Raw genomic sequence first — 24,814 nt, forward strand, 5'->3', positions numbered from 1 at the left:
TCAGTTGATGGCAATGCAAGCGGCGTGTAAGTTTTCGTGCATGAAAGCGGTCAAGCAAAAATCAAAAGGCGGACGGCCGCCACTCGATAAGGCGGGTGATGTCGAACGGCGCTTACTCGATGCGGCACTGCAACTCTTCCTGGAACGCGGGTTCGAGCACACCTCGTGCGAGGACATCGCGCGGCTGGCAGGCGCGGGCAAGGCAAGCCTTTACGCGCGCTATGCCAACAAAGACGCCATCTTCGAGGCGGTGGTCCGTCGCGATGTCGACACCCAGCCGCTGCCTGCCGCAGCCAGCGTCCCCATGGATCTGGAGGCGCGCCTGAGACACGCAGGACAAGGGATACTTGCGCATGCATTACAGCCCCAGACGGTGGCCATGATGCGCCTGGTCGTCGGCACCTCCATTCGCGCGCCAGCGCTTGCCGCTGAAGTCAACCGTATCGGCTGGGAGGGCGGGCTGCGGCGGGTGCAGATGACGATCCTGGACGGCCCGGATCAACCGGCCAATCCGTCTGCGTTGGCAAGCCACTTCGTCGACCTGGTCTTTGCCCCGCATCAACTGCGCGCGCTGCTGGGCGAGCACCCGGATGATCTGATCGCCACCGCATCGGCGCGTGTGGAGTGGGCGCTTGCACTTCTCAAGGATGCTGGCCAGCTGGAGACCGGAAGTCCTCAGTGACACCCTGGAATTGCAGGAATCCTTGAACAACGCAACGGAACGCCGCGACTTGATGGCGTATTCCGCGTGTCTCCGGCACGCGCATGTTGTCCCTGCTCGCAGCAGCGACGTGGGACTTCTCAATGCTGCGGCATGTGAGGTGATGGATCACTTTTTGAAGTCGGTAGGACGTTCCAGTTGGTAGATCGCCTCACCCAGGTCGTCCAGCTTGCTGGCAACGATGGCCTGCGCATCGTAGACGCCCCGATTGTAGAAATAGGCCCCCACCTCTTCGGCGAAGAAATCCAGCAGAAACTCCGCATCGAAGCGGCCGATCTGCTGCTTCAGTTCCTCGCTGAAATACAGCTGGATCTTGCGCGTGATCGCCGCCCGCTCGCCTTCGGTGAATTTGATTTCGGTCATGGATGCTCTGGTTGGCTCAACTACGGTATCGGGGCGATGTGCGTTGCGACACAGGCAGCTCGGGGCGATGGCTGGCGGTTGAACCCAAGCGCTTGCCTGGTCGGCATCGAGATGAAGGGTCAGATGGCAACCGGCCAACCGGAAGGCCTGCCTGCCCGAAGGTAGTCAAGGTATTCGGACTCGGCAATCCCGAGGTTGGTCCAGCGCGTAGGGTCCGCCGCCAGGAATGTGCTGGCATACGTCACGGCAGCAGCAGCGTCCGCAAAGATGGCGGCAGGGGCACAGGGTCCGTCTGGCTCGAAATATGCGAAGTCATATAGATCCGAATAGTCTTCGCTGCCAACGTCCTCGACGTCATACACCCATACCTCGATGCAATTGTTTGCCGGCCGTAACTCGACATGGCGAATGTATGCTGCATCGACTGGACTTTTTCCGAGGAACTGCTCGACCGACCTGCTGCGCCGCAATGTGGCTGCAAGATCGATCGGTGAAAGATGTCGCATACAGGCTCCCTGCCTTCAAACTGCCGCTGCTCCTCAAATAAACGAGCCGCGCCGCGATGCGGCGTCGGCTCGACCGTGTTCACTTGGACTGACTTGCCGCGCGTTTGAAATACGCCGTGCGCATCACCGGGTTGCCGTCCTTGAAGTACGCTTCAATCTCGGTCATGACCTTGCCGTCGGCACTGACCGTATAGGTGCGTGTGGATGCCGGGACACCTTGATACATCAACTGCATCACCAGCACGCCGGGCTCGGGCATTTTGACTGCGGCGCGATCCACCAGGTAGGTGCCCGAGGCCTTGCCCGGTGTGCCGTCCAGCAACAGCGTGGATTGCGCCTGCAGCGTCTTGTTGTCGTGTTCGATGATCTCGGCGTTGGTGGCCCACTTGTTGCCTGGAACCTGTTTGAACTCCAGGACGACACGTTTGGGTCGTACCGCTGCCGGCATCGGCAGGCTGCTGGTATCCAGCAGCCAGGTTCCGACCAGTGGCGATGGCGCGGTTGATGCGGAGAAGGCGGGTGTGGCCTGCAACATGACGGCAGCCACCAGTGCAACACATGCGGTCTTCATGTGAACTCCCTGATCGATATGTGATCCCTGTGGGCAGTCAGGCGACTGCTTGCAAGGCATTGCGCGTAGAGATCGACTTCCCGTAGACCGTCCCACTCCGGCCCGAGGGCGATACTCACCGCTGCCCGGTGGTGAGTCAACTGACGGCAGGATGTGGCTGCTGGCGCAGTTCTCGTCGCTCTGCAGACCATCATTGATTGCGTGATCAGCCGTGGTCACAAACAAAGACACCCGCACGGGGCGGGTGTCTGGCATGCGTCAGCGCGGCGTGTGGCTTGCGCCGAAAGTTCAGCCCTGCGCCTTGTCGAACTCCACGTGATAGCGCGTGGCCTCATTCACTTCGTTCTTCGAACCCAAGAACACCGGCACGCGCTGATGCAGCTGTGTCGGCTGGAGGTCAAGGATGCGCTCGCGCCCGGTGGTGGCCGCGCCGCCGGCCTGTTCCACCAGCATGCTCATCGGGTTGGCTTCGTACATCAGGCGCAGCTTGCCCGGCTTGGACGCGTCCTTCTTGTCCCAGGGGTAGATGAAGATGCCGCCGCGGGTGAGGATGCGGTGCACGTCGGCGACCATGCTGGCAATCCAGCGCATGTTGAAGTCCTTGCCGCGGGTGCCGTCCTTGCCGGCCAGCAGGTCGCTGACATAGGACTGCATGGCCGGTTCCCAGTGGCGCTGGTTGGACATGTTGATGGCGTATTCGGCGGTGTCTTCGGGCACGCGCATGTTGGCCTGGGTCAGCAGGAAGCTGCCTTCCTCGCGCTCCAGGGTGAAGGCGTGGGTGCCGTGGCCGAGCGTGAGGACCAGCATCGTGCTGGGGCCGTAGATGCAGTAGCCGGCGGCAACCTGCTGGGTGCCCGGCTGCAGGAAGTGCTCGTCGCCGGGCTTCTCGGTGCCCTTGGGCGCGCGCAGCACCGAGAAGATGGTGCCCACCGAGACGTTGACGTCGATGTTGGAGCTGCCATCCAGCGGATCGAACAGCAGCAGGAAATCGCCGCTGGGGTACTGGTCGGGCACCGGCTGGCTGTGATCCATTTCTTCCGACGCGCACGCAGCCAGGTGGCCGCCCCAGGCGTTGGCTTCGAGCAGGATGTCGTTGCTGAGCACGTCGAGCTTCTTCTGCGCCTCGCCCTGCACGTTACCGGTGCCGGCATCGCCGAGCACGCCGCCCAGGGCGCCCTTGCTCACGGCGATGGAAATGCGCTTGCAGGCGCGCGAGACGATGGTGATCAGCTGGCGCAATTCCGGGTCGATACGGCCGGCGTGTTGCTCTTCGATCAGGAAGCGGGTCAGCGAGGGACGCGACATGGGAGCGGGCAGCCTGTGTAGGAAGTGGTCCGCCATTGTCGCCATTGCGCCGTTAGATTTCGATCACTGGATGCGCGTTTTGCAGCAAACCTGATCGAACATGCGCGAATGTGGTGCCCAAGACTGGGGTTGCCGACATGTACCACGAGGTCTTGGCGCAGCTCTGCACATGCGCAGAGGCGGTGAATCACCCACAAAAAAACCGGGAGGCTGGCGCGCTCCCGGTTTGCCGGCGTCGGCCACGGTGGCCGATCGCGATGCGCTACATGCGGCTGACGGTGGCCACGGCCTGTGCCACGTAGTCCAGGTTGCGCTGGCTCAGCGCGGCCACGCAGATACGGCCGGTGCCGACGGCGTAGATCGCGAATTCCTCGCGCAGGCGGTCCACCTGGGTCCTGGTCAGGCCCGAGTACGAGAACATGCCGGCCTGGCGCTGGATGAACTCGAACTCCGGCGCGCCCAGCGTGGCCAGCTTGGCCACCAGGCCCGCACGCAGGGCGTGGATGCGCTCGCGCATCTCGGTCAGCTCCTGCTCCCACAGATCGCGCAGTTCCGGGCTGGTCAGCACGCCGGCCACCAGGGCGGCGCCATGCGTGGACGGGCTGGAGTAGATCGTGCGGATGATGCGCTTGACCTGCGATTGCACGGCCTTGGCTTCGGCCGCAGTGGCCGAGACCACCGACAGCGCGCCCACGCGCTCGCCATACAGCGAGAACGACTTGGAGTACGAGCTGGCGACCACGTAGCTGTCGATGCCTTCGGCAGCGAGCAGGCGCACCGCGTAGGCATCGGCCTCGATGCCTTTGTCAAAGCCCTGGTAGGCGATGTCGACGAACGGGAACAGGTTGCGTTCCTTCAACAGCCCGGCAACCTGCTTCCACTGTTCCTTGCTCAGGTCCGCGCCGGTCGGGTTGTGGCAGCAGGCGTGCAGCAGCACCACCGTGCCGGGTTCGAGTTTTGCCAGGTCGGCGAGCATGCCGTCGAAGTTCAGCCCATGGCTGGCGGCATCGAAATAGGTGTAGTCCACGACCTCGAAGCCGGCCGCGCCGAACACCGCGCGATGGTTTTCCCAGCTCGGGTTGCTGATGGCGATGGTGGAGGTGGGCAGCAGTTTCTTGAGCAGGTCCGCGCCCACGCGCAAGGCGCCGCTACCGCCGACGGTCTGCGAGGTCGCCACGCGGCCGGAGGCCACCAGCGCCGACTCGGCGCCGAACAGCAGCTCCTGGGTGGCCTTGTCGTAGGCGGCCAGGCCGTCGATGGGCAGGTAGCCGCGCGGTTTGGCGTCCAGCGCGAGCTGCTGCTCGATCTTGTGCACGGCGCGCAACAGCGGGATGCGCCCGTTTTCGTCGTAATAGATGCCCACGCCCAGGTTGACCTTGTTGGGGCGGCTGTCGGCGTTGTAGGCCTCGGTCAGGCCCAGGATGGGGTCGCCTGGAACCTGTTCCACGTTTGCAAAGAAGGACACGGCATGACTCGCTGAAGGACGAAAGAGTGAGGGACTTCCGGGATGCTCGGCCGCGGCTGGGCCAAACCACTTCATCGTAGCAGCCCATGGCCGGCGTAGCATGCTTCGTTCCGTACGCAACGATGCGGCCACAGTACGGATGAGGGACACTACGCCCATGCCCAGACTTACCTTGTTGGCCGCCGCCTGCGGCCTGTTCGCCACGAGCGCCGCGCCGCCCGTCCTGGCCGCCGATCCGGTGCCGCCCGCCTCCACGCCGATCCAGCGATTGCCCACCGTGCAGGTGGACGCCGCGCGCGTGCGCGGGGTGGACGACTTCGACCTGCCGGCCTCCTTCACCGTGGTGGCAGCCGACGACGACAATCGCCGCGGCGCGCAGGTGTCCGAGCTGCTGGACGGCATCCCCGGCCTGGTGGCGCGCGATCGCCAGAACTACGCGCAGGACACCCAGCTGTCGATCCGCGGCTTCGGCGCGCGCTCCACCTTCGGCGTGCGCGGCGTGCGCCTGCTGGTCGACGGCATCCCGGCCAGCATGCCCGATGGCCAGGGCCAGCTCTCGCATTTCAACGTGCTGGGCGCCGAGCGGGTGGAAGTGCTGCGCGGGCCGTTTTCGGCGCTGTACGGCAACTCCTCCGGCGGCGTGCTGCAGCTGTGGAGCGCCGACGGCGCGCCGGGCGACCCGTGGCGGCTGCGCGCCACCTACGGCAGCAATGCCACCGTCAACACGGGTGCGCAATTGCTCGGCCAGCAGGGCGCGGTGCACTACAACTTGGCCGCCAATCATTTCGAAACCGACGGCTTCCGCGCCCATAGCCGCGCAAAGCGCGATTCGGTCAACGCCAAGCTCGGCTTCGATCTGGCCGAGGGCCGCCGGCTGGACCTGGTGCTCAACTATCTGGACGCACCCGACGCGCAGGACCCGCTCGGCCTGACCCGCGTGCAGTTCAATGCCGACCCGGCGCAGGCCACGGCGGTGGCCACCCAGTTCAACACCCGCAAATCGGTGCGCCAGTCGCAGGCCGGCGCCATCTTCACCCAGCAGTTCGACAGCCAGACGCTGCGGCTGATGGCCTACGGCGGGCAGCGCAGCGTGGAGCAGTTCCTGGCGATCCCGGTGGCGGTGCAGCGCAACCCGCTGCATTCGGGCGGGGTGATCGATCTGGACAGCAATTACGAAGGTGCCGACGCACGCTGGGCCTGGCAGGGCGAGGCGCTGGGCCGGCCGTTGCAGCTGACCGTGGGCGCGAACGTCGATCGCCAGCGTCAGCACCGCACCGGTTACGAAAACTTTGTTGGCGATACGCTCGGCGTCAAGGGCGCGCTGCGCCGCAACCAGCGCGACCAGGTCGAGAACGTGGACCAGTTTGCGCAGGCGTGGTGGCAGTGGAGCGACCGCTGGTCCGCCTTGTTGGGCGTGCGGCATAGCCAGGTGCGCTTCGACTCGGACGACCACTACATCCTCGGGCGCAACCCCGACGACAGCGGCCAGCGCGATTATTCGGCAACCACGCCGGTGGCCGGCATCGTGTTCCGTGCCGCCGAGGACCTGCGTTTCTATGCTTCGGTCGGGCGCGGCTTCGAAACGCCCACCTTCAACGAGCTGGGTTATCGCAGCGATGGCGGCGCCGGCCTGGCGCTGGATCTGGGCGCGGCGACCAGCCGCAATTATGAGATCGGCAGCAAGTGGCGCGCGCAGAGCGGCGCAGCGGTGGAAGTGGCGCTGTTCCGCGCCGACACCGACGACGAACTGGCCGTGGCCAGCAACACCAATGGGCGCAGCACCTATCGCAACATCGGCGCCACCCGCCGCCAGGGCGCGGAGCTGAGCTGGAATCAACCGGTGGGCACCACCCAGCAGCTGCAGCTGGCCTACACCTTCGTCGATGCTACCGTGCGCGATGGCTACCTCACCTGCGCCAGCAGCGGCTGCGCCACGCCCACCGCACCGGTGGCCAGCGGCGCGCGCCTGCCGGGCGTGCCGCGCCAGCAGCTGTTCGCGCGCTGGCAGTGGCAGCCGCTGCAATGGCAGTTCGCCGCCGAAACGGTGGCCTCCGACGCCACCGTGGTCAACGACCTGGCCAGCGCGCGTGCGCCCGGCTACGCGCTGGTCAACCTGGAAGCCTCCCGGCGCTGGACCACCACGCTGGGTGGGCTGCGCACCTTCGCCCGCATCGACAATGCGCTGGACCGGCACTACATCGGCTCGGTGATCGTCAACGACGGCAATGGCCGCTATTACGAACCCGGTCCGGACCGCACCTACACGGTCGGCCTGCAGTGGGATTTCGGCGGCTGAGCCACCCGCAGGCGGTGCGCATTCAACAACACGCACCGCCCGTAGGAGCGCCCCCGGGCGCGACAAAGCCGTCCCGCCAACGCGCGCGTCGTCACGGCGATGCGCTCCAACAAACGGTCGGCCTGCAGCGTGATTTCGGCGGCTGAGCCACCCGCAGGCGGTGCGCATTCAACAACACGCACCGCCCGTAGGAGCGCCCCCGGGCGCGACAAAGCCATCCCGCCAACGCACGGTCTGCCATCGACACGCCACTGACCACCACACCAGGCCCCACCATGATCGTCATCGATCACGCCCCCGCAGACTGGTTTCTGCTGCGTGCGGACAATCGCTACTGGCTGGACATCAACTGCACGATCTCGGCCACCGGCTTCTCGCTCCTGCTGGCGTTGAACGCAAAAGAGCAGGCCGACGTGCTGGCAGACGGGCATGCCGCCTGCGCACGGCTGGCCGCACAGGTGCAATGGCGGCCGCACGATTTTGCCGCGCGTGATGCCAGCGCCAGCCACGGTGCGCAGGTCATCGCAGCGGTGCGGGCGTGGCGCGCGTCAGACGCCCGCAACGCGCGCGCATGAACCCATCGCGCCGGGCAAACCGCTTGCGCTGTTCGCCACGCGCGGCTGCAATGCGCCGCGTTGATGCAGCGGTGACTGCCGGTGATGCGATGCACTAAGCTTGCAAGCGCACTCCCTGCACAAGGATGTTTCCGTTGAACACGCGCTACGCCCCGATCGATTTCAGCGACAAGCTCGCCCTGCTGTCGCAGCACTGGTCCCCGCGTGTCGTCGCGGAAATGAACGACTACCAGTTCAAACTGGTCAAGCTGCAAGGTGCGTTCGTGTGGCATCAGCATGCGGACACGGACGAGGTGTTCATCGCGCTGGACGGCAACATGACCATCGAGTTTCGCGACGGCGTGGTGGCGCTGTCGGCCGGGCAGATGCACGTGGTGCCCAAGGGTGTCGAACACCGCCCGGCGGCGGAGCACGAATGCAGCGTGCTGCTGGTCGAGCCGCGCGGCGTGGTCAATACTGGCGATGCGGGCGGCGCCTACACTGCAGACAACGACGTCTGGATTTGATGGTTGTGCAATGCGTGCTGGTGCACGGCGGCCGATCCGGCGCCTGGTTGCGGAGCCCTTGCCGCGTGCACGCAATGATGCGCTGCAGCGCAACGTCCACCACGGCACGGGGAAACACGGCTGCGCTGCAATGACGCAGCGCAACAGCGCATGACATGACATTGCGCTAGCGCTCGCGCGGGTATACACGTGCGCATCGGACCACCTCCGCAGGAGACCATGATGAACGCGCTTGCCTCTGCAAAACCGCTCAACACCGACCCGCAGTCCATCTTCAAACCGCGTTATGACAACTTCATCGGCGGCCAGTGGGTGGCGCCGCACAGCGGCCAGTACTTCGACAACACCACGCCGATCAACGGCAAGGTGCTCACCTCGATCGCGCGCTCCAACGCGCAGGACATCGAAGCCGCACTGGATGCGGCGCATGCGGCCAAGGACGCCTGGGGCAAGACTTCCACCACCGAGCGCTCCAATGTGCTGCTCAGGATCGCCGACCGCATCGAACAGAATCTGGAGCTGCTCGCCTATGCCGAGACCTGGGATAACGGCAAGCCGGTGCGCGAGACGCTCAATGCCGATGTGCCGCTGTGCGTGGATCACTTCCGCTATTTCGCCGGCGCCATCCGCGCGCAGGAAGGTGGCATCTCCGAGATCGACAGCGACACCATCGCCTATCACTTCCACGAACCGCTCGGCGTGGTCGGACAGATCATTCCGTGGAACTTCCCGCTGCTGATGGCGTGCTGGAAGCTGGCACCGGCGCTGGCCGCCGGCAACTGCGTGGTGATGAAGCCGGCCGAGCAGACCCCGGCCTCGATCCTGGTGTTGATGGAGGTGATCGGCGACCTGTTGCCGCCGGGCGTGCTCAACGTGGTCAACGGCTTCGGGCTTGAGGCCGGCAAGCCGCTGGCCAGCAACCCGCGTATCGCCAAGATCGCCTTCACCGGCGAAACCACCACCGGCCGGCTGATCATGCAATACGCCAGCCAGAACCTGATCCCGGTGACGCTGGAGCTGGGCGGCAAGTCGCCCAACATCTTCTTTGCCGATGTCATGGCCGAAGACGACGATTTTCTCGACAAGGCGGTGGAAGGCTTCGTGCTGTTCGCCTTCAACCAGGGCGAGGTGTGCACCTGCCCCTCGCGCGCGCTGATCCAGGAATCGATCTACGACAGGTTCATGGAAAAGGCGCTGGCACGCGTGGCCGCGATCAAGCAGGGCAACCCGCTCGATCCCAACACCATGGTCGGCGCGCAGGCCTCCAGCGAGCAGCTGGAAAAGATCCTGTCCTATATCGACATCGGCAAGCAGGAGGGCGCGCAGGTGTTGATCGGCGGCGAACGCAACACACTCGATGGCGAGCTGGCCGAGGGCTTCTACGTCAAGCCGACGGTGTTCAAGGGCCACAACAAGATGCGCGTGTTCCAGGAAGAGATCTTTGGCCCGGTGGTGTCGGTGACCACCTTCAAGGACGAGGCCGAGGCGCTGGCGATCGCCAACGACACGCTGTACGGCCTGGGTGCCGGTGTGTGGAGCCGCGATGCGTCGCGCCTGTATCGCATGGGCCGCGCGATCCAGGCCGGGCGCGTGTGGACCAACTGCTACCACGCCTATCCGGCGCATGCCGCGTTCGGCGGCTACAAGCAGTCGGGCATCGGCCGCGAGAATCACAAGATGATGCTCGACCATTACCAGCAGACCAAGAACCTGCTGGTGAGCTATTCGCCGAAGGCGCTAGGGTTTTTCTGATGCGTAGGCCTGCTACTGCTCGACTGCAATGCGTGATGGATCGGGCACAGGAACGCCGGGCCGCTGCACCGGCTGTTCATGAACCGCGCACGCGCGAATTGACCTCGATCAAGGCACGGCGTCCTCAAGGCGCCTAGGGTGGGCCGCACTATCAGTGCGGAGTGCAGCATGGACACGACAATGAAAGCGGCGGTGGTGCGCCAGTTCGGCGCACCACTGGTGATCGAGGAAGTGCAGGTGCCGCGGCCCCAGGCCGGCGATCTGCTGGTCAAAATCCAGGCCTGCGGAGTCTGCCACACCGATCTGCACGCCGCGCAGGGGGACTGGCCGGTCAAGCCGAATCCCCCATTCATCCCCGGCCATGAGGGCGTGGGCTATGTGGTGGCGGTGGGTGCGGGTGTGCGTCACGTCAAGGAAGGCGACCGCGTCGGCATCCCGTGGCTGTACTCGGCCTGCGGGCATTGCGAGCACTGCCTGGGTGGCTGGGAAACCTTGTGCGAGGCGCAGCAGAACAGCGGCTACTCGGTCAACGGCGGCTTCGCGCAGTACGCGCTGGCCAATGCCGATTACGTCGGGCATCTGCCCGCCACCCTGGGGTTTGTCGAGGTCGCGCCGATCCTGTGCGCGGGCGTCACCGTCTACAAGGGCCTGAAGGTCACCGATACCAAGCCGGGCCAGTGGGTGGTGATTTCCGGCATCGGCGGGCTCGGCCACATGGCAGTGCAATATGCCAAGGCGATGGGAATGAACGTGGCCGCCGTGGATGTGGACGACGCCAAGCTGGCACTGGCCAGGCGCCTGGGCGCCACGGTGACGGTCAATGCGCGCACCACCGATCCGGTGGCGTACCTGAAGAAGGAAATCGGCGGCGCACACGGCGCGTTGGTCACCGCGGTATCGCCCAAGGCCTTCGAGCAGGCGATCGGCATGGTGCGGCGTGGCGGCACGGTGTCGCTCAACGGCCTGCCACCGGGCCAGTTCCCGCTGGACATCTTCGGCATGGTGCTCAATGGCGTGACCGTGCGCGGCTCGATCGTCGGCACCCGGCTGGACCTGCAGGAGTCGCTGGCCTTCGCCGAGCAGGGCAAGGTCGCGGCGACCGTGGCCACCGACACCCTGGACAACATCAACGAGGTGTTCGCGCGCATGCACGCCGGAACGATCGAGGGGCGTATCGTGCTCGACATGGCGGCCTGACCGCGCCGCAGGAGGCAGACGATGCAGGGCACCACCACGCAGACAGACCCGCCGTTGCAGGTGATGGCCACGCTGGCGGCGTTGCAGTTGATCGACACGCTGCGCGCACGCCACGGCGATGTGCTGTTCCATCAATCCGGCGGCTGCTGCGATGGCTCCTCGCCGATGTGTTTCCCGGTGGGCGACTTCATCGTTGGCGACCGCGACGTGCTGCTGGGCGAGATCGGCGGCGCGCCGTTCTACATCAGCCCCTCGCAGTTCGAATACTGGAAGCACACCCAACTGATCATCGATGTGGTGCCGGGGCGCGGTGGCATGTTCTCGCTGGAAAACGGCGAGGGCGTGCGCTTTCTGGTGCGCTCGCGCCTGTTTGCCGATGAGGAGTTCGCCCAGCTGCAGCGGGCAGGCCGGGCGTAACCCTGGCCCGCCTGGCGGTGCTGCCGGGCGGGGAATCAGCCCGCTGGTTTCAGCGGTCTGCCACGGTCGACGGCGCGGTGCCAGGCTTCTTGGCCGGGGTGTCGCCATCGGCGGGAACCAGCGTGTCGGGCGCATCGCCGGCACCGCGGTCTTCATAGTGTTCGGCATCGCGCTTGCCGTGCTGTTCGCCCGGCTGGGTCGGTTGGTCGCGCAGTGGGTCGCGGGACATGCGGTGCTCCTGGTCGTGGGGATGGATGCGCAGTTCACCGCGCGCCTAGTGAAGGGGACGCAGTGGCTGCTGCAGACGCACGGCTCACGCATGGATCACGGTGGCCGCGCTACAGCTATGGGTCAACTCATACAACACCCGGAGTCACACGCCGATGGCACGACCGATCTGGACCGGAACGCTCTCGTTCGGCTTGCTCAATGTGCCGGTGTCGTTGATGTCGGGCGAGCGCAAGGTGGATCTGCATTTCCGCATGCTCGATTCGCGCGACAAGAAGCCGATCCGCTTCGAGCGCGTCAACGCCGACACCGGCGATGAGGTGCCGTGGAAGGAGATCGTCAAGGCGTTCGAGTACGACAAGGGCAGCTATGTCATCGTCGAGGAACAGGACATCCGTTCGGCCTCGCCGGAAAGCCACGAAACGGTGGAGGTGGAAACCTTTGTCGATGCCGCCGATATCGACCCGCGTTACTTCGAAAAGCCCTACATCCTGGTGCCGGGCAAGAAGGCCGAAAAAGGCTATGTGCTGCTGCGCGAGACGCTGCGCGACACCGGCAAGGTGGGCATTGCCAAGGTGGTCATCCGCACGCGCGAATACCTGGCCGCGGTGATGCCGCAGGGCGATGCATTGATCCTGCTGCTGCTGCGCTACCAGCAGGAAGTGGTGGACCCGCAGGACTTCAAGCTGCCGGCCGGCGCGGTGGGCGAGTACCGCATCACGCCCAAGGAACAGGAGATGGCCAAGCAGCTGATCGAGTCGATGTCCGGCACCTGGCAGCCGGAGGATTACCACGACGAGTTCCGCGGCAAGCTCGAGCAGATCCTGCGCAAGCGCATCCAGGCCAAGGGCGGCACCACCACCGTGGATGTCGAGCCACCGCAGCACGAAGACGCCAGCACCAACGTGGTCGACTTCATGTCGCTGTTGCAGAAGAGCCTGCAGGCCAATACGCGCACGCCGGCCAAGAAGAGCAGCACGCCGGCAACCGGGTCGGCCAAAAAGACCGCCACCAAGAAAGTGGCCAAGAAGGCCACCAAGAAGACCGCGGCCAAGGCCACCAAGGCCACCAAAGCCAACGCCAGCAAGGCGGCGCCGCGCCGCAAGGCCGGCTAGGCCCCGCCCATGTCATTGCACGATTACAACGCCAAGCGCCGCTTCGACCAGACCCCGGAACCGGCCGGCGACACGCCGGCGCGCGCCAGCAAGCAGCCGATCTTCGTCGTGCAGTTGCACCACGCCAGCTCGCGCCATTACGACTTCCGGCTGGAAGCCGACGGCGTGCTCAAGAGTTGGGCCGTGCCGAAGGGCCCATCGTTGCGCGTGGGCGAAAAGCGCCTGGCGGTTCAGGTGGAGGACCACCCGCTGTCGTATGCCAGCTTCCAGGGCGATATTCCGCAGGGCCATTACGGCGCCGGGCATGTGGATGTGTTCGACCACGGGCATTGGCAGTGCGAAGGCGATGCGTTGGCGGCACTGGAAGCCGGCAAGCTGGAATTCGAACTGCAGGGCAAGTTGCTGCGCGGCGGTTTTGCATTGGTGCGCACGCAGATGCGCGGCGGCAAACCGCAATGGCTGCTGTTCAAGCGCAGCGATGCGTACGCCGCGGATCTGGATGCCGATGCGCTGGTGGCGCAGCAGGCCGCCGGCGCATCGGCTGCAGTGACGCCGGCAACCCGTGCCAAGGCCAGCCGGGCGCGGCGCGCGCCGGCAGCAACGGCGAGCGCCGAGACAACTGCAGCCGGCAAACGCGCGCGCCCGGTGCGTGCGGACACCAGGCAGTGGCGTACCCGCGCCCTGGCGCTGGACGGCGCGCGCGATGCGCCATGCCCAACCGAGCTGCGCGCGCAACTGACCTTGCTGCGCGAGCAGGCGCCGGATGGCGAGCGCTGGTTGCACGAGATCAAGTGGGACGGCTACCGCCTGCTGGCCGACATGGTCGATGGCCAGGTGCAGCTGCGCTCGCGCAACGACCAGGCCTGGACGCAGCGCTTCCCGGACGTGGTGCGTGCAGTGCAGGCCCTGCCGGTGCGCGATGCGCGCCTGGATGGCGAGCTGGTGGTGCTGGATGCGCAAGGACGCAGCGATTTCTCGGCATTGCAACGCGCGCTCGATGGCAGCGTCACGCAGCCGCTGCGCTACATCGTGTTCGACCTGCTCGGCGTGGCCGGAGTGGATCTGCGCGACACCCCGCTGCTGCAACGCAAGCAGTTGCTGCACGACGTGCTGGGCGATGTGCCGGGCACGCTGGCGTTTAGCGACCATGTGATCGGCCACGGCCCGGAGGTCTTTGCGGCCAGCGCCGGCACCGGCTGGGAAGGCATCGTCAGCAAGCTCGCCGATGCGCGGTATCGCGAAGGGCGCAGCGCCGATTGGGTCAAGACCAAGCACGAAGACAGCGACGAGTTCGTGGTGGTGGGCTACACCGACCCCAAGGGCGCGCGCAGCGGCTTCGGCGCCTTGCTGATGGCGCAACGCGAGGGCAAGACGCTGCGTTATGTCGGGCGCGTGGGCACCGGCTTCGACGATGCCTTGCTGGGCAAGATCACCGCGCTGTTGCAGGCGCTGCACAGCGACACCGCCACGCTGGAATTGCCGACGCACATCCCGGGGCGGCCACGCGATGTGCATTGGGTACGACCGGTCCTGATCGCCGAGGTCGCCTTCCGCGGCTGGGCGAAGGAAGGCCTGCTGCGGCAGGCCGCATTCAAGCGTCTGCGCGAGGACAAACCCATGAGCGAGTTGGGCGGCGACCGCGCCGCGCCGGGCAAGGCGCGTGCTGCAGGTAAAGGCAGTGCTGCGACCACGGCCGCCGCGCCTGCGCGCAAGGCGGCGAGTAAAAAAACGTCGAGAACGACGGTCGACCCATCCACCAGCACTGCCAGCAAGCGTGTGCGGTCCACGGCATCGAAGACGACCGCGACCACGACATCCAAAAAGGCTGCAGCGTCCACGTCCACGGCCTCCAAATCCACGGCGTCCCAGTCCACAACATCCAAATTCACGTCCACGTCGACGGACGGCATCACCATTACCCATCCCGAGCGGGTGGTGTTTCCCGCAGCGGGCATCAGCAAGGGCGATGTGGCCGACTATTACCGCGCAGTGGCGCCGCTGGTGCTGGCAGAGATCGCACGCCGCCCCTTGTCGCTGCTGCGCTGCCCCGATGGCGCCGGTGGCGACTGCTTCTTTCAGAAGCACGAAGGCCGCCACCTGGGCACGCATATCAAGGCGATTCCGCTGCAGCAGAAGAGCGGCACCGAGGATTACATCTACGTCGAGGATGCCGCCGGCCTGCTCGAGCTGGTGCAGATGAACACGCTGGAACTGCATCCCTGGGGCGCGCAGGTCGACGATGCGGAGCATCCGGATCGGCTGGTGTTCGACCTGGACCCGGGCGACGGGGTGTCCTGGGCCGACGTGGTGGCGGCCGCGCGCGACATCCGCGCCAAGCTGCGCAGTGCCGGCCTGGAGAGCGCGGTGCGCCTGTCCGGCGGCAAGGGCCTGCACGTGGTGGTGCCGATCGTGCCGGAAGCGGACTGGGAGCAGGCGCGCGATTTCTGCGAGGCCTTCGCCCAGGCGCTGGCCACGCACGCCCCGGACCGCTACGTAGCCACCATGAGCAAGGCCAAGCGCCACGGCGTGATCTTTGTCGACTGGCTGCGCAACGGGCGCGGCAATACCAGCGTGTGTTCGTGGTCGCTGCGCGCACGCGAAAAGGCCACCGTCGCCGTGCCGCTACGCTGGGAAGAACTCGGCAAGATCAGCGGCCCGGATGCCTTCCCGATGGACAAGGCCCTGCAGCGTGCCAAGCGTCAGCGTGCAGATCCGTGGGAATCGGTGCTGGCGTTGCAGCAATACTTGCCCACCGGCGACGACAACCACTAAGAGCAGCCAACAAGACGACTGCGCCGCCACCAGGCGGGCGCGGTCGAATTTGGGATCGGCATACATCGCGGCTCCTGCGCGCAGCCCGTACTGACCCGACGACTGCTCGCTACGTTCATTCGATCAGACACGCATCACGCACACAGCCTGACCATGCGCACCGACCCTCACGACAGGTCCTTGCCCGCGCACCGTCGCGTAAGCGCCTACATGGACGTACTTGCGGCGTGTCCTGCGAGGGTGGGCGGGCAAGGGCCCTGCAGCCAAGTCGCAGACCACCCGCTCTCAGCCACCAACGCATCCCAAATCCCAAATCCCGCATCCCATCAAGGCGAGACCGCGTTCTCCCGCGTCACCCGGCTCAACGCATCGCTGCTGATCTCGGCAATTGAATGGGTGCCGGTCAGGGTCATCGCCACGCGCATCTCGCGCTCGATCAGGGTCAGCAGATTCTCCACGCCGGCCTGGCCGCCGGCCGCCAGCGCATAGACGAACGCGCGCCCCAGCAGCACCGCATCGGCGCCCAGCGCCAGCATGCGCACCACATCCAGGCCGCTGCGGATGCCCGAGTCGGCCAGGATCTTCAGCTGCCCCTTCACCGCATCGGCAATGGCCGGCAATGCCCGCGCGCTGGACAGCACGCCGTCGAGCTGGCGGCCGCCATGGTTGGACACCACGATGCCGTCGGCGCCGAAGCGCACCGCATCGCGCGCATCGTCCGGGTCCAGGATGCCCTTGATCACCATCGGCCCGGTCCAGAATTCGCGGATCCATTCCAGGTCTTTCCAGGCGATGGACGGGTCGAAGTTGGCGCCCAGCCAGCCGATGTAGTCCTGCAGGCCGGTCGGGCTGCCGCGGTAGGTCGAGATATTGCCCAGATCGTGCGGGCGACCCAGTAGGCCCACGTCCCAGGCCCAGCGCGGATGCGTCACCGCCTGCAGCATGCGCCGCAGCGACGCGTTGGGCCCGCTCATGCCCGAGTGCGCATCGCGGTAGCGCGCGCCCGGCGTGGGCATGTCCACGGTGAACACCAGCGTGGTCACCCCGGCCGCCTTGGCGCGCTCCAGCGCGTTGCGCATGAAGCCGCGGTCCTTGAGCACGTACAGCTGGAACCACATCGGCCGCGTGATCGCCGGCGCCACTTCCTCGATCGGGCACACCGACACCGTGGACAACGTAAACGGGATCCCGCGTGCGGCCGCCGCGCGCGCGGCCTGCACTTCGCCGCGCCGCGCATACATGCCGGTCAGCCCGACCGGCGCCAGTGCCACCGGCATCGCCAGCGTCTCGCCGAACAGCTCGGTGCCCAGGCTCAGGTCCGACATGTTGCGCAGCACCCGCTGGCGCAGCGCGATATCGGCCAGATCCGCGACATTGCGCCGCAAGGTGTGCTCGGCGTACGCCCCGCCATCGATGTAGTGGAACAGGAACGGCGGCAGGCGCGCCTGCGCGGCGGCACGGTAGTCGGAAGCGGCGGAAATGATCATCGAAGACGAACGGCAGCGGCGGGGTAGCCGCTGAGTGTAAGACCATCGGTGTGGCCGGTGGACCGCTGCGCGATCTGCAGGACGCAAGCCCGGCAAGGCCCAGCGCAGTGGTGCTGCGCCGCAGCCTTATCAACTCTCACCACACCAGCGGCAGCAGGCGCCGGCTCTGCGCTGCATAAGCCGGGTAAGCCAGCGGAAACGCACGCTGCAATGCGGCCTCTTCGATACGGATGCGGTGCAGGAAGACCCAGGTCACCGGCACCACGATCGCCGCCACCGACAACGCATTGCCCATGCCCAGCGCCAGCCCGTAGAACGCCATCAGCGCGCCGGTATAGGAGGGATGTCGCAGCCAGCGATACGGGCCGCTGCGCACCAGCTGGTGATCGGGCTGGATGGTCACATCCACCGTGAACCAGCGCGCCAGCACCTGGATGGCCCACACGCGCAACGCCAGCCCACTGCCGATCAAGGCGCAGCCGGCCCATTGCAGCGGCGCGCCCCAACCCTGCGGCCAGTGGGCCAGGCCGCTGTAGGCCAGTGCCACCGCAACGGCCACCGCCGCAGACAACACGCGCCACAGGTGTTGCAGGGTGCCTTGATCGTGCGCGCCACCGTCGCCGGCACGGCGGCGGCGACTGAGTAGCAGTTCGTAGCCGCCCCATAACAGATTGAGCGCAAGAAACAGACTGGAAGCGGACATGGCGTGGCTCCGTGGCGATGGATGGGCTGGTGATGCCAGTGTGCGCACGCGCCGCATGGATCGCAGGAGCCGCAGGTCATCGATCGCACCTGCCGGAAGTCACTTTCTGCAGGCGCACCATTGCCGAGCGGCCACGCGGCCGTCAGCATCGCTGCATGCATTCTTCCCTGAGTCATCTCTCGCATCCGCTGCGGCTGGCCGGTGCGTTCACCATTGCGGCGGTGGCGTTGTCGTTCATGCCCGATGCGTCACCGCAGGGCGCCTGGCGCTGGGGCGTGCTTGCCGGCTTCACCGCCTTGTTCCTGCTGCACACCGTGTTGCCGTCGCTGCATGCCTTGCGCACTGCCGCCACGCTGCTGCAGGCGGTCCTGGCCTTGCTGCTGGTGTGGATGGAGCCGCGTGCCGGCACCGCCCCGGTGCTGCTGGTCATGCTGGTGGCGCAGGCGGGCATGACCTGGCCGCCGGTGCGCGTGCTGTTGCTGGCGCTGGCATTGAACGCGGGCATGTATGCGCTGCTGGTGCAGGCCGGGTTCGAGCGCCCGTGGCTGATCGTCGGCATCTACGCCGGTTTCCAGGCCTTCGCCGCGCTGACCGCGCATTACGCGCGCAGCGCCGAGCGTGCGCGCGATGCGCTGGCCTACGTCAATGCCGACCTGCTGGCCACCCGCGCGCTGCTGGCCGACAGCGCGCGCGATGCCGAGCGCCTGCGCCTGGCGCGCGAGTTGCACGATGTGGCCGGGCACAAGCTCACCGCCATGCGCATCAACCTGCGCCTGCTCGGTGCCGACCCGGTGCTGGCGCGGCGCGACGAGGTCGCGGTGGTGGAGCAGCTGTCGGCCGAACTGCTGTCGGACATCCGCAACGTGGTGCAGTCGCTGCGCGACGATCAGGGCCTGGACCTGCAGACCGCCTTGCGCGCGCTGGCCGCACCGTTCCCGCGCCCGGCGCTGCGCCTGCAGATCGACCCGGCCGTGCGCATCACCGATGCCCGTGTGGCCGAGCTGCTGTTGCGGCTGGTGCAGGAGGCGCTGACCAACGCGGTGCGGCATGCCGACGCCAACGAGGTCGCGGTGCACCTGCAGTGCGTGGATGCGCAGCTGCAGGTGGACATCTGCGACGATGGCCGCCGCGCCGAGCGCATCCGCGAAGGCAACGGCATCACCGGCATGCGCGAACGCCTGGCCGCCCTGCACGGGCAGCTTGAGCTTGGCCGCACGCCCACTGGCGGCATGCACCTGATGGCGAGGCTACCGGCATGAGTGCCCATCGCATCGCGCTGGCCGACGACCAGATCCTGGTTCGCGCCGGCCTGCGCGCGCTGTTGCAGCAACAGGGCGTGGAGGTGGTCTGCGAGGCCGACGACGGCCAGGGCCTGCTGGACGCGCTGGTCAGCACCACCGTGGACGTGGTGCTCAGCGACATCCGCATGCCCGGCGTGGACGGCATCCAGGCGCTGCAGCAACTGCGCGCCCGTGGCGACCGCACCCCGGTGCTGCTGCTGACCACCTTCGACGACAGCGACCTGCTGCTGCGCGCCACCGAAGCCGGCGCGCAGGGCTTCCTGCTCAAGGACGCCGCCCCGGAAGACCTGCGCGAGGCGATCGAGCGGGTGGCCCACGGCGAGACCCTGCTGCAGCCGGTCAGCACCGACCCGGTGCGGGCGCGCTACCAGTTCCGCGACCAGCAGCCCCCGCGCGAGACCTTCAGCGAGCGCGAGGTGGCGATCCTGCGCCTGCTCGCCGGCGGCTATTCCAATAAGGAGATCGCCCGCACCCTGTTCCTGGCCGAAGGCACGGTGAAGAACTATGTCTCCACCATTCTGGAAAAGCTCGGCACCCGCGACCGCACAAGGGCGGTGTTGAAGGCGATCACGTTGCGGGTGATTTGAGGGCGGGGATTGGGGAGTCGGGAGTGGGGAGTGGGGAGTGGTCAGAGCGGACTCGGGAATCGGGAATCGGACACGATCTCATCAGGTTGCATGACGTTGTTTCATAAGGAATTTGCCGGCTTCGGAAGGATTGGGCAACAACCGTAAGGTTGCCGTCAGGTCGTGTGGGCGGCCAGGCGGGAAGGTCGTCCGGCGGCCACCGAGGTCGCTCGGGGACGCGCCGCGCTCCGGTCCGCTGCGGAGTCCGTCATGCGCCTGGTCCGGTATCTGTTCGTGTTGATCGTCGTGCTGTCCACCAGCGCCTGGGCGGCGCCCACCCAGGCCGACTTGCCGAGCGCCTGGGTCCAGGCCGCACTGCACACCCAGTCGCCAACCGAGCGCGACCTGCGCGTCGGCGTGGCGCTTTGCGACCTGACCGCGCAGGGCGCAGTGGCCCGGACCTGCGACAGCTTGTCCGCCCCTACCGACCAGGGCGGTTGCAGCCCGGGCCCGGCCTGTCGGTCATGGGCAGGGCGCGGCGTTGGCAGCATCCATCGCATCGGTACCGGCATGCCCGGCACGTGGTCTAGCCGCGGCCAGTTCAAGGTGGCTTTCAGCAACGGCTCCGAGCGCGATGACCGGCTGCACCCGGTGGCGCCGCACTGCACTACCGGCCTGGCGAACGCGCCGGCCGGCATCCAGCCGCGCGTGCGGGACTGCGTGGGATAAGTAAGAACGTTGCCAGGCGACGCGGGCGACACCACGGCAGGCCTGCCTGCGCCATCTATGGTTGGCCGGAGCGCCCGGCAACGCGTACGCCAGCCAGCTCGCAGCGAGATATATCGCGACCGCCAGGAGTCTCCTCCGTGGCAACTGGTCCAGTGTGCAGGTCGACCTTAGGTACCTGCGGCAGTGGCTTGGCCATCGCTGGCCCAAGTCCCGTGCATGCGCACGCTATGCCGCGCCAACGCACTGCATCAACACACCGCAACAACACACCGCAACAACACACCGTCTGGCGGATAGCCGCCAGACGGTTGTCGACGCAGGGCTTACGGCCGGGGCGGGGTTTCCTGCGGGTTGATCTGCGGATCGTTGCCCACCTGGGGGTCACAGCTGAACCAGGTCTTCTTGTCCTTCCGGCTTTCGTCCTCGACGATGATGGTCAGGAAGATCAGGGTCGGGACGCTATTGGCATTGGTGACCTGCACGCTGCGGCCGTCGGGGCTGATCGTGGGTTGCCCGATCTGTTTCAAGGCATCGGAACTCAGCAGGCTCCTGATCTTGAAATGCCGGGGGACGACGTCTTCATCGAAGTAATAGTGCAGCGTCGATGCCTTGTCGTGCTTGTCCACAATCAGCAGGTCCGGGGCGAAGCTGTAGAAATACTCGCCGGCACCGGTGTTGCCGCCAAATCCCACCCGCGCCACCGTGAGCTTGATCTTGAAGTCCGTCATGAGCTGTCCTGTTCCTTGAAAAGCGGGGCATAGAGGGAGACGAATCCCGGGTGGCGGTAGCCCGCGTGATACAGCCATCCGAGCTGTTGCGTAACGGCGCTGCGCTGGCCCAGATGCACCTGTGCGCGAATCCAGGGGTCCAGCAGGTTCTTGTCGCGGCTGTTGCCGATGTCCTTGCCCAACACCGCCACCGCGCGCTGCCACGCCGCGCGTGCGCCGGCTGCGTCGCCGGCGGCGGCCTGGTGTTCGCCCTGCCAGACCAGCGCCTGGGCCAGCGCGGCCAGGCCGAGCAGATCGTCGGGCCTGGCGCGGTGCAGGGCATCCAGTTGCGCAACGATCGGCGCCAGGCCATTGGCGTGGTTGCCCGCACGCGTGCGCTGCACGCGCTCAAGGCGCAGCGCGATGATGGCGTCCAGCCACTGCCACTCCGGCAGCGGTTGCGCCTGTGTCAGCAACCCGGCCATGGTCTGGCGGGCGCGCTCGAGGTGCCGCACCGCCAGTTCGGGCTGCCCGTCCAGCGCGGCCATCCAGCCAACCTGGGCGTCGGCATGCGCCAGATCGCGGCGCCAGGCGACATTGTCCGGCTGCAAGGCCACCAGCGCCTGCAGCATGCGCAGGCTGTCCTGCGCATCGGTCTGCGCCTGGTGCAGCTGGCCGCGCGCCAGTGCCAGGTTGGAGACGCGGATCAGTGAGCCGGCCAGACGCCTGCGCCAGGCATGCGCGTCGGGATCGTGGTCGACCAGCACACGCAGCATGGCGATCTGCTCGCGGTAGCCCTGCTCGGCGGGAGCCAGCGAGCCCTGCATTTCCTGCGCCAGGCTCAGCCAGGACAGGCTGTCCACCAGCTCGTAGCGCAGCGCCGCGTTGTCCGGTGTGCGCGCCAGTAACTGGCGCTTGAGGGCGATCGAGCGTGCAAACAAGCCGATCGCCGCGCCGGTCCGGCCTTGCTCCTTGGCCAGCGTGCCAAGGTTGTTGAGGGCGTAGGACAGCTCCAGTTGCCAGTGCGGATCCTGCGGCGCGGCGCGCACCAGCTGTTCGCAGGCGGCCAGGTACTGCGACCAGTAGCGTTGTGCCACGGGCAGCTGCTTGCTCCGGTAGGCAAGATCGCCCAGCCAATACGCGGTCTGCCCGGTTTCGGCGTGCGCCTCCAGCGACGCCGGTGCACGTGCACGCGCCTGCTCGGCAGTGGCGGCGGCACGCGTGAATGCCGCCTGCGCCTCGTCCAGCTTGCCCTGGTTCATCAGCACCTCGCCGGTGGTGCGCAACGCACGGGCGTGGTTGATCAGATCGCCTGTCTGCATGCTCGCGCTGGGCAGGTCTTCCAGGTAGCGCAGCGCGCGGCTGCCCACGCTGTCGAGCAGCTTGAGGTTGCCCACCGTGCGCAACTGCTCGGCCAGGTCGCCCAGCATGTAGCTCACCAGTTGCTGGGCCTGGTCGCGCCGTTGTTCGGCCACCTGCTGCGCTTGCCGCGCCTGCCAGCCCAGCAGCATCGAGGCGCTCGCCAGCACCACCAGCAAGGTCGCTGCCGCTGCATACAGGCCGCGGCGGCGCCGTTGCGAGCGCTCGCAGGCATGCAGGAACGCGTGATCCAGCGCATCCAGATCCTGCGGCATGCGCCGCGCCGCCTCGCGCGCTTCGCTCAACGGGCGGCCGCTGTTGAGCAGGTGATCGCTGCGCCGGCCTTCGGCAGCCCAGCGCTGTGCGGCGAGCTGCAACCGCTTGCGCGCCTGCAGCAGACGGCGGTTTTCGTGGATCCACTCGGCCGCGCGCGGCCATTGCCGCAGCAAGGCCTCGTGCGCGACCGCAAACCCCGGCTCGCCGGCCACCAGCTCGCTGACGAACAGGCGCGCCTGCACGAAGGCATCCACCAGCACGCGCGCTGCGCCATGCGCCGGCAGGGCCGACCACAGCGCACGCCGCGCGGTCACCGCATCGCTGTCGGGATGGATCACGCTCAGCAAGCTCAGCACCTGGCCCAGCGCCGCCTGTGCGGCAGCCGGCAGGGCACGGAAGGTGTATTCGGCATGGTGCGCCAATGCGCCTTCCAGCCCGCCCAATGCGCGGTAGGCGGCAAAGGTCAGCAGCCCGTCGTCGCTGCGTTGCGCGTGCAAGGCATGCAGCAGATGCTGCAGCAACGGCAGGGCATCGGGCTGGCGCGCGGTGGCATCGCGCAGCACATCGTCCAGCCGGCTGGCGCTGTCGCGGTCCTCTTCGAAGCGCAGCCCGGCCATGGCCGCCGGCACGCGGATGATCTGGCCGATCTCGCCATCGCGCGGCGCCAGCAGATCCACGTGGCCGTCGCCGCGTTTGAGTTCGACGATCTGCGGCAAGGCGTCGATCAGGCGCGGGTAGAAATCGCTGCGGGTGAGCATCAGCACCGCCACCTGCGCGCTGCTGCACAGCGCCTGCAAGGCCGCGGCCAGTGCGGCGCGGTCGGCATCGGTGATCCCGGGCGTGGCCACCAGCGCTTCTGCGTGGTCGATCACCAGCAGCAGATGGCGCTGGGTCTGTGCGCTGTCGCGCGCTGGTGGGCGTTGACGCATCGCCTCGCCAATGGCCGCATGCAGCGGGGCAGGGCGCTGCAGCCACTCGGGCAACGCCGCCATCTGCGCCGGCGAAAACACCGCGCGCCCACCCGCTGCCCAGTCGCCGAGTGCGCGCGCCAGCGTGTCGAGCACATCGCCGCCACGGCATTGCGCCAGGTTGCAGTACGCCACCGCGCTGGCTTCCAGCCCATCCAGCCCGCCGGGCTGCGCCAGCAACGGCACCACGCCGGCGCGCAGCAACGAGGTCTTGCCGCAGCCGCTGGCGCCGCTCACCAGCACCAGCCCGCGCTGGCTGTGCAATTGCGCGCGCATCGCGCCCAGCACCTGCGCAATCGCATGGCTGCGGCCGAAGAAGACCTCGGCATGAGCGGGATCGAACGCCTGCAGCCCCACATACGGGCTGCCGTGTCCCCACACCTGCGTGCCCATCACCGCACCGCGATAATCGTCGGGAAACACCACCTTGGGCAGCAGCCGGTACCCGCGCTTGCGGATGGTTTCGATGTAGCGCGGTTGGCGGCTGTCGTCGCCCAGCTTGCGGCGCAGTTGGGCGATGGTCTTGTGCACCGGGTTGTCGCCGTAGAAGCTGCCGTGCCACACCTCGATCAGCAACTGCTCGGCGCTGACCACCTCGCCGGCCCGTTCGGCCAGCGCGATCAGCACTTCCATCATGCGCGGTTCCAGCGCGATGGCCTGGCCGTCGTCGATCAGCGCAAGCCGTTCCGGCTCGACCAGCAAGGGCCCAAGCCGAAACCGCGGGACGGAGCCCAGCTGCGTGACGCGCTCGCTTCGAAGAGACATTCGCTCGGATACCGGTCGCACGGTGGGAGGAGCCTCGACGATCGCCATCAGGCGCGGCCAGGCACGGCACGGCAGGCGCAAAAGTAGCACAGGCGCTGACGCAGGAAATCGATGGTGATCGCCGTTCGTTCGCGTCCGTGCGCGGAAGATGCATGCCCGGTCGT

At 67.0% G+C, this 24,814-nt stretch carries 22 protein-coding genes; 12 read left to right on the forward strand and 10 right to left on the reverse strand.

The features are described 5' to 3' along the window. Positions 1 to 40 precede the first annotated feature (40 nt). Positions 41 to 682, forward strand: coding sequence for a TetR/AcrR family transcriptional regulator (locus tag DGN21_RS00485; protein WP_065033235.1), 642 nt, complete (start codon positions 41 to 43; stop codon positions 680 to 682). A 147-nt stretch (positions 683 to 829) separates the two neighbouring features. On the opposite strand, the gene DGN21_RS00490 is transcribed toward DGN21_RS00485, so the two are convergent. From DGN21_RS00490 to DGN21_RS00510, 5 genes are all read right to left on the reverse strand, one after another. Next, the gene (locus DGN21_RS00490; RefSeq protein ID WP_039509942.1) at positions 830 to 1,084 is read right to left on the reverse strand and encodes a DUF2164 domain-containing protein; all 255 of its coding nucleotides are present in this window, start codon (positions 1,082 to 1,084) and stop codon (positions 830 to 832) included. Positions 1,085 to 1,203: 119 nt separating this feature from the next. After that, entirely contained in the window at positions 1,204 to 1,590 is a 387-nt protein-coding gene (locus DGN21_RS00495; protein ID WP_065033234.1) for a hypothetical protein, read from the reverse strand. Between the two features lie 79 nt (positions 1,591 to 1,669). Beyond that, a complete protein-coding gene (locus DGN21_RS00500) occupies positions 1,670 to 2,137 on the reverse strand; it encodes a hypothetical protein (protein ID WP_050570510.1) in 468 nt (155 codons plus the stop codon). Positions 2,138 to 2,449: 312 nt separating this feature from the next. Further along, on the reverse strand, positions 2,450 to 3,466 hold the full coding sequence (locus DGN21_RS00505) for a class 1 fructose-bisphosphatase (RefSeq protein WP_016903904.1): 1,017 nt from the start codon (positions 3,464 to 3,466) through the stop codon (positions 2,450 to 2,452). Between the two features lie 262 nt (positions 3,467 to 3,728). Then, a complete protein-coding gene (locus DGN21_RS00510) occupies positions 3,729 to 4,931 on the reverse strand; it encodes an amino acid aminotransferase (protein ID WP_016903903.1) in 1,203 nt (400 codons plus the stop codon). Between the two features lie 157 nt (positions 4,932 to 5,088). Here DGN21_RS00510 and DGN21_RS00515 point away from each other — a divergent pair, with 157 nt between their 5' ends. The 6 genes from DGN21_RS00515 to DGN21_RS00540 all read left to right on the forward strand — a co-directional run bounded on the left by DGN21_RS00515 (position 5,089) and on the right by DGN21_RS00540 (position 11,674). Further along, positions 5,089 to 7,227 carry a TonB-dependent receptor gene (locus tag DGN21_RS00515; protein WP_160955247.1) on the forward strand — a complete coding sequence of 713 codons (2,139 nt, stop codon included), beginning with the start codon at positions 5,089 to 5,091 and terminating at the stop codon, positions 7,225 to 7,227. A 275-nt stretch (positions 7,228 to 7,502) separates the two neighbouring features. Beyond that, complete coding sequence (locus tag DGN21_RS00520) at positions 7,503 to 7,802, forward strand: hypothetical protein (protein ID WP_102255271.1); 300 nt, start codon at positions 7,503 to 7,505, stop codon at positions 7,800 to 7,802. A gap of 125 nt (positions 7,803 to 7,927) precedes the next feature. Beyond that, on the forward strand, positions 7,928 to 8,308 hold the full coding sequence (locus tag DGN21_RS00525) for a cupin domain-containing protein (RefSeq protein WP_126966856.1): 381 nt from the start codon (positions 7,928 to 7,930) through the stop codon (positions 8,306 to 8,308). A 222-nt stretch (positions 8,309 to 8,530) separates the two neighbouring features. After that, a complete protein-coding gene (adh, locus tag DGN21_RS00530; RefSeq protein WP_126966857.1) occupies positions 8,531 to 10,060 on the forward strand; it encodes an aldehyde dehydrogenase in 1,530 nt (509 codons plus the stop codon). A 168-nt stretch (positions 10,061 to 10,228) separates the two neighbouring features. Beyond that, complete coding sequence (adhP, locus tag DGN21_RS00535; protein ID WP_054591795.1) at positions 10,229 to 11,257, forward strand: alcohol dehydrogenase AdhP; 1,029 nt, start codon at positions 10,229 to 10,231, stop codon at positions 11,255 to 11,257. A 21-nt stretch (positions 11,258 to 11,278) separates the two neighbouring features. After that, positions 11,279 to 11,674: a DUF779 domain-containing protein gene (locus DGN21_RS00540; protein WP_016902914.1), complete on the forward strand. Its 396-nt coding sequence runs from the start codon at positions 11,279 to 11,281 to the stop codon at positions 11,672 to 11,674. A 49-nt stretch (positions 11,675 to 11,723) separates the two neighbouring features. Here the strand turns inward: DGN21_RS00540 and DGN21_RS00545 are convergent, their stop codons facing one another. Beyond that, positions 11,724 to 11,903 carry a hypothetical protein gene (locus DGN21_RS00545; protein WP_039529303.1) on the reverse strand — a complete coding sequence of 60 codons (180 nt, stop codon included), beginning with the start codon at positions 11,901 to 11,903 and terminating at the stop codon, positions 11,724 to 11,726. A 154-nt stretch (positions 11,904 to 12,057) separates the two neighbouring features. Here DGN21_RS00545 and DGN21_RS00550 point away from each other — a divergent pair, with 154 nt between their 5' ends. Together DGN21_RS00550 and ligD are read left to right on the forward strand one after the other, a co-directional pair. After that, entirely contained in the window at positions 12,058 to 13,017 is a 960-nt protein-coding gene (locus tag DGN21_RS00550) for a Ku protein (RefSeq protein WP_104569349.1), read from the forward strand. A 9-nt stretch (positions 13,018 to 13,026) separates the two neighbouring features. After that, a complete protein-coding gene (gene ligD, locus DGN21_RS00555) occupies positions 13,027 to 15,789 on the forward strand; it encodes a DNA ligase D (protein ID WP_126966858.1) in 2,763 nt (920 codons plus the stop codon). 326 nt (positions 15,790 to 16,115) lie between these two features. Here the strand turns inward: ligD and lldD are convergent, their stop codons facing one another. Then, on the reverse strand, positions 16,116 to 17,276 hold the full coding sequence (gene lldD / locus DGN21_RS00560) for an FMN-dependent L-lactate dehydrogenase LldD (RefSeq protein WP_046345257.1): 1,161 nt from the start codon (positions 17,274 to 17,276) through the stop codon (positions 16,116 to 16,118). Between the two features lie 136 nt (positions 17,277 to 17,412). After that, positions 17,413 to 17,979, reverse strand: coding sequence for a PEMT/PEM2 methyltransferase family protein (locus DGN21_RS00565; protein WP_104544221.1), 567 nt, complete (start codon positions 17,977 to 17,979; stop codon positions 17,413 to 17,415). A 59-nt stretch (positions 17,980 to 18,038) separates the two neighbouring features. On the opposite strand from DGN21_RS00565, the gene DGN21_RS00570 reads away from it, so the two are divergent. The 3 genes from DGN21_RS00570 (at position 18,039) to DGN21_RS00580 (ending at position 20,575) form a co-directional block, all read left to right on the forward strand. Beyond that, positions 18,039 to 19,238 (forward strand): sensor histidine kinase, encoded by a 1,200-nt coding sequence (locus DGN21_RS00570; protein WP_184578511.1) that lies wholly within the window; start codon positions 18,039 to 18,041, stop codon positions 19,236 to 19,238. Beyond that, the gene (locus DGN21_RS00575) at positions 19,235 to 19,867 is read left to right on the forward strand and encodes a response regulator transcription factor (RefSeq protein ID WP_024939865.1); all 633 of its coding nucleotides are present in this window, start codon (positions 19,235 to 19,237) and stop codon (positions 19,865 to 19,867) included. The genes DGN21_RS00570 and DGN21_RS00575 overlap by 4 nt, the downstream gene beginning before the upstream one ends. Before the next feature lie 249 nt (positions 19,868 to 20,116). Next, positions 20,117 to 20,575, forward strand: coding sequence for a hypothetical protein (locus DGN21_RS00580; protein WP_245229927.1), 459 nt, complete (start codon positions 20,117 to 20,119; stop codon positions 20,573 to 20,575). A gap of 323 nt (positions 20,576 to 20,898) precedes the next feature. Here the strand turns inward: DGN21_RS00580 and DGN21_RS00585 are convergent, their stop codons facing one another. Continuing rightward, on the reverse strand, positions 20,899 to 21,303 hold the full coding sequence (locus DGN21_RS00585; protein ID WP_024939867.1) for a hypothetical protein: 405 nt from the start codon (positions 21,301 to 21,303) through the stop codon (positions 20,899 to 20,901). After that, positions 21,300 to 24,650, reverse strand: a complete 3,351-nt coding sequence (locus tag DGN21_RS00590; protein ID WP_184578465.1) for a winged helix-turn-helix domain-containing protein — start codon at positions 24,648 to 24,650, stop codon at positions 21,300 to 21,302. Before DGN21_RS00590 ends, DGN21_RS00585 begins: the two co-directional genes overlap by 4 nt. Positions 24,651 to 24,814: the final 164 nt, after the last annotated feature.

It is taken from the genome of Xanthomonas sp. MLO165, assembly GCF_018831305.1.
Lineage (GTDB): Bacteria > Pseudomonadota > Gammaproteobacteria > Xanthomonadales > Xanthomonadaceae > Xanthomonas > Xanthomonas arboricola.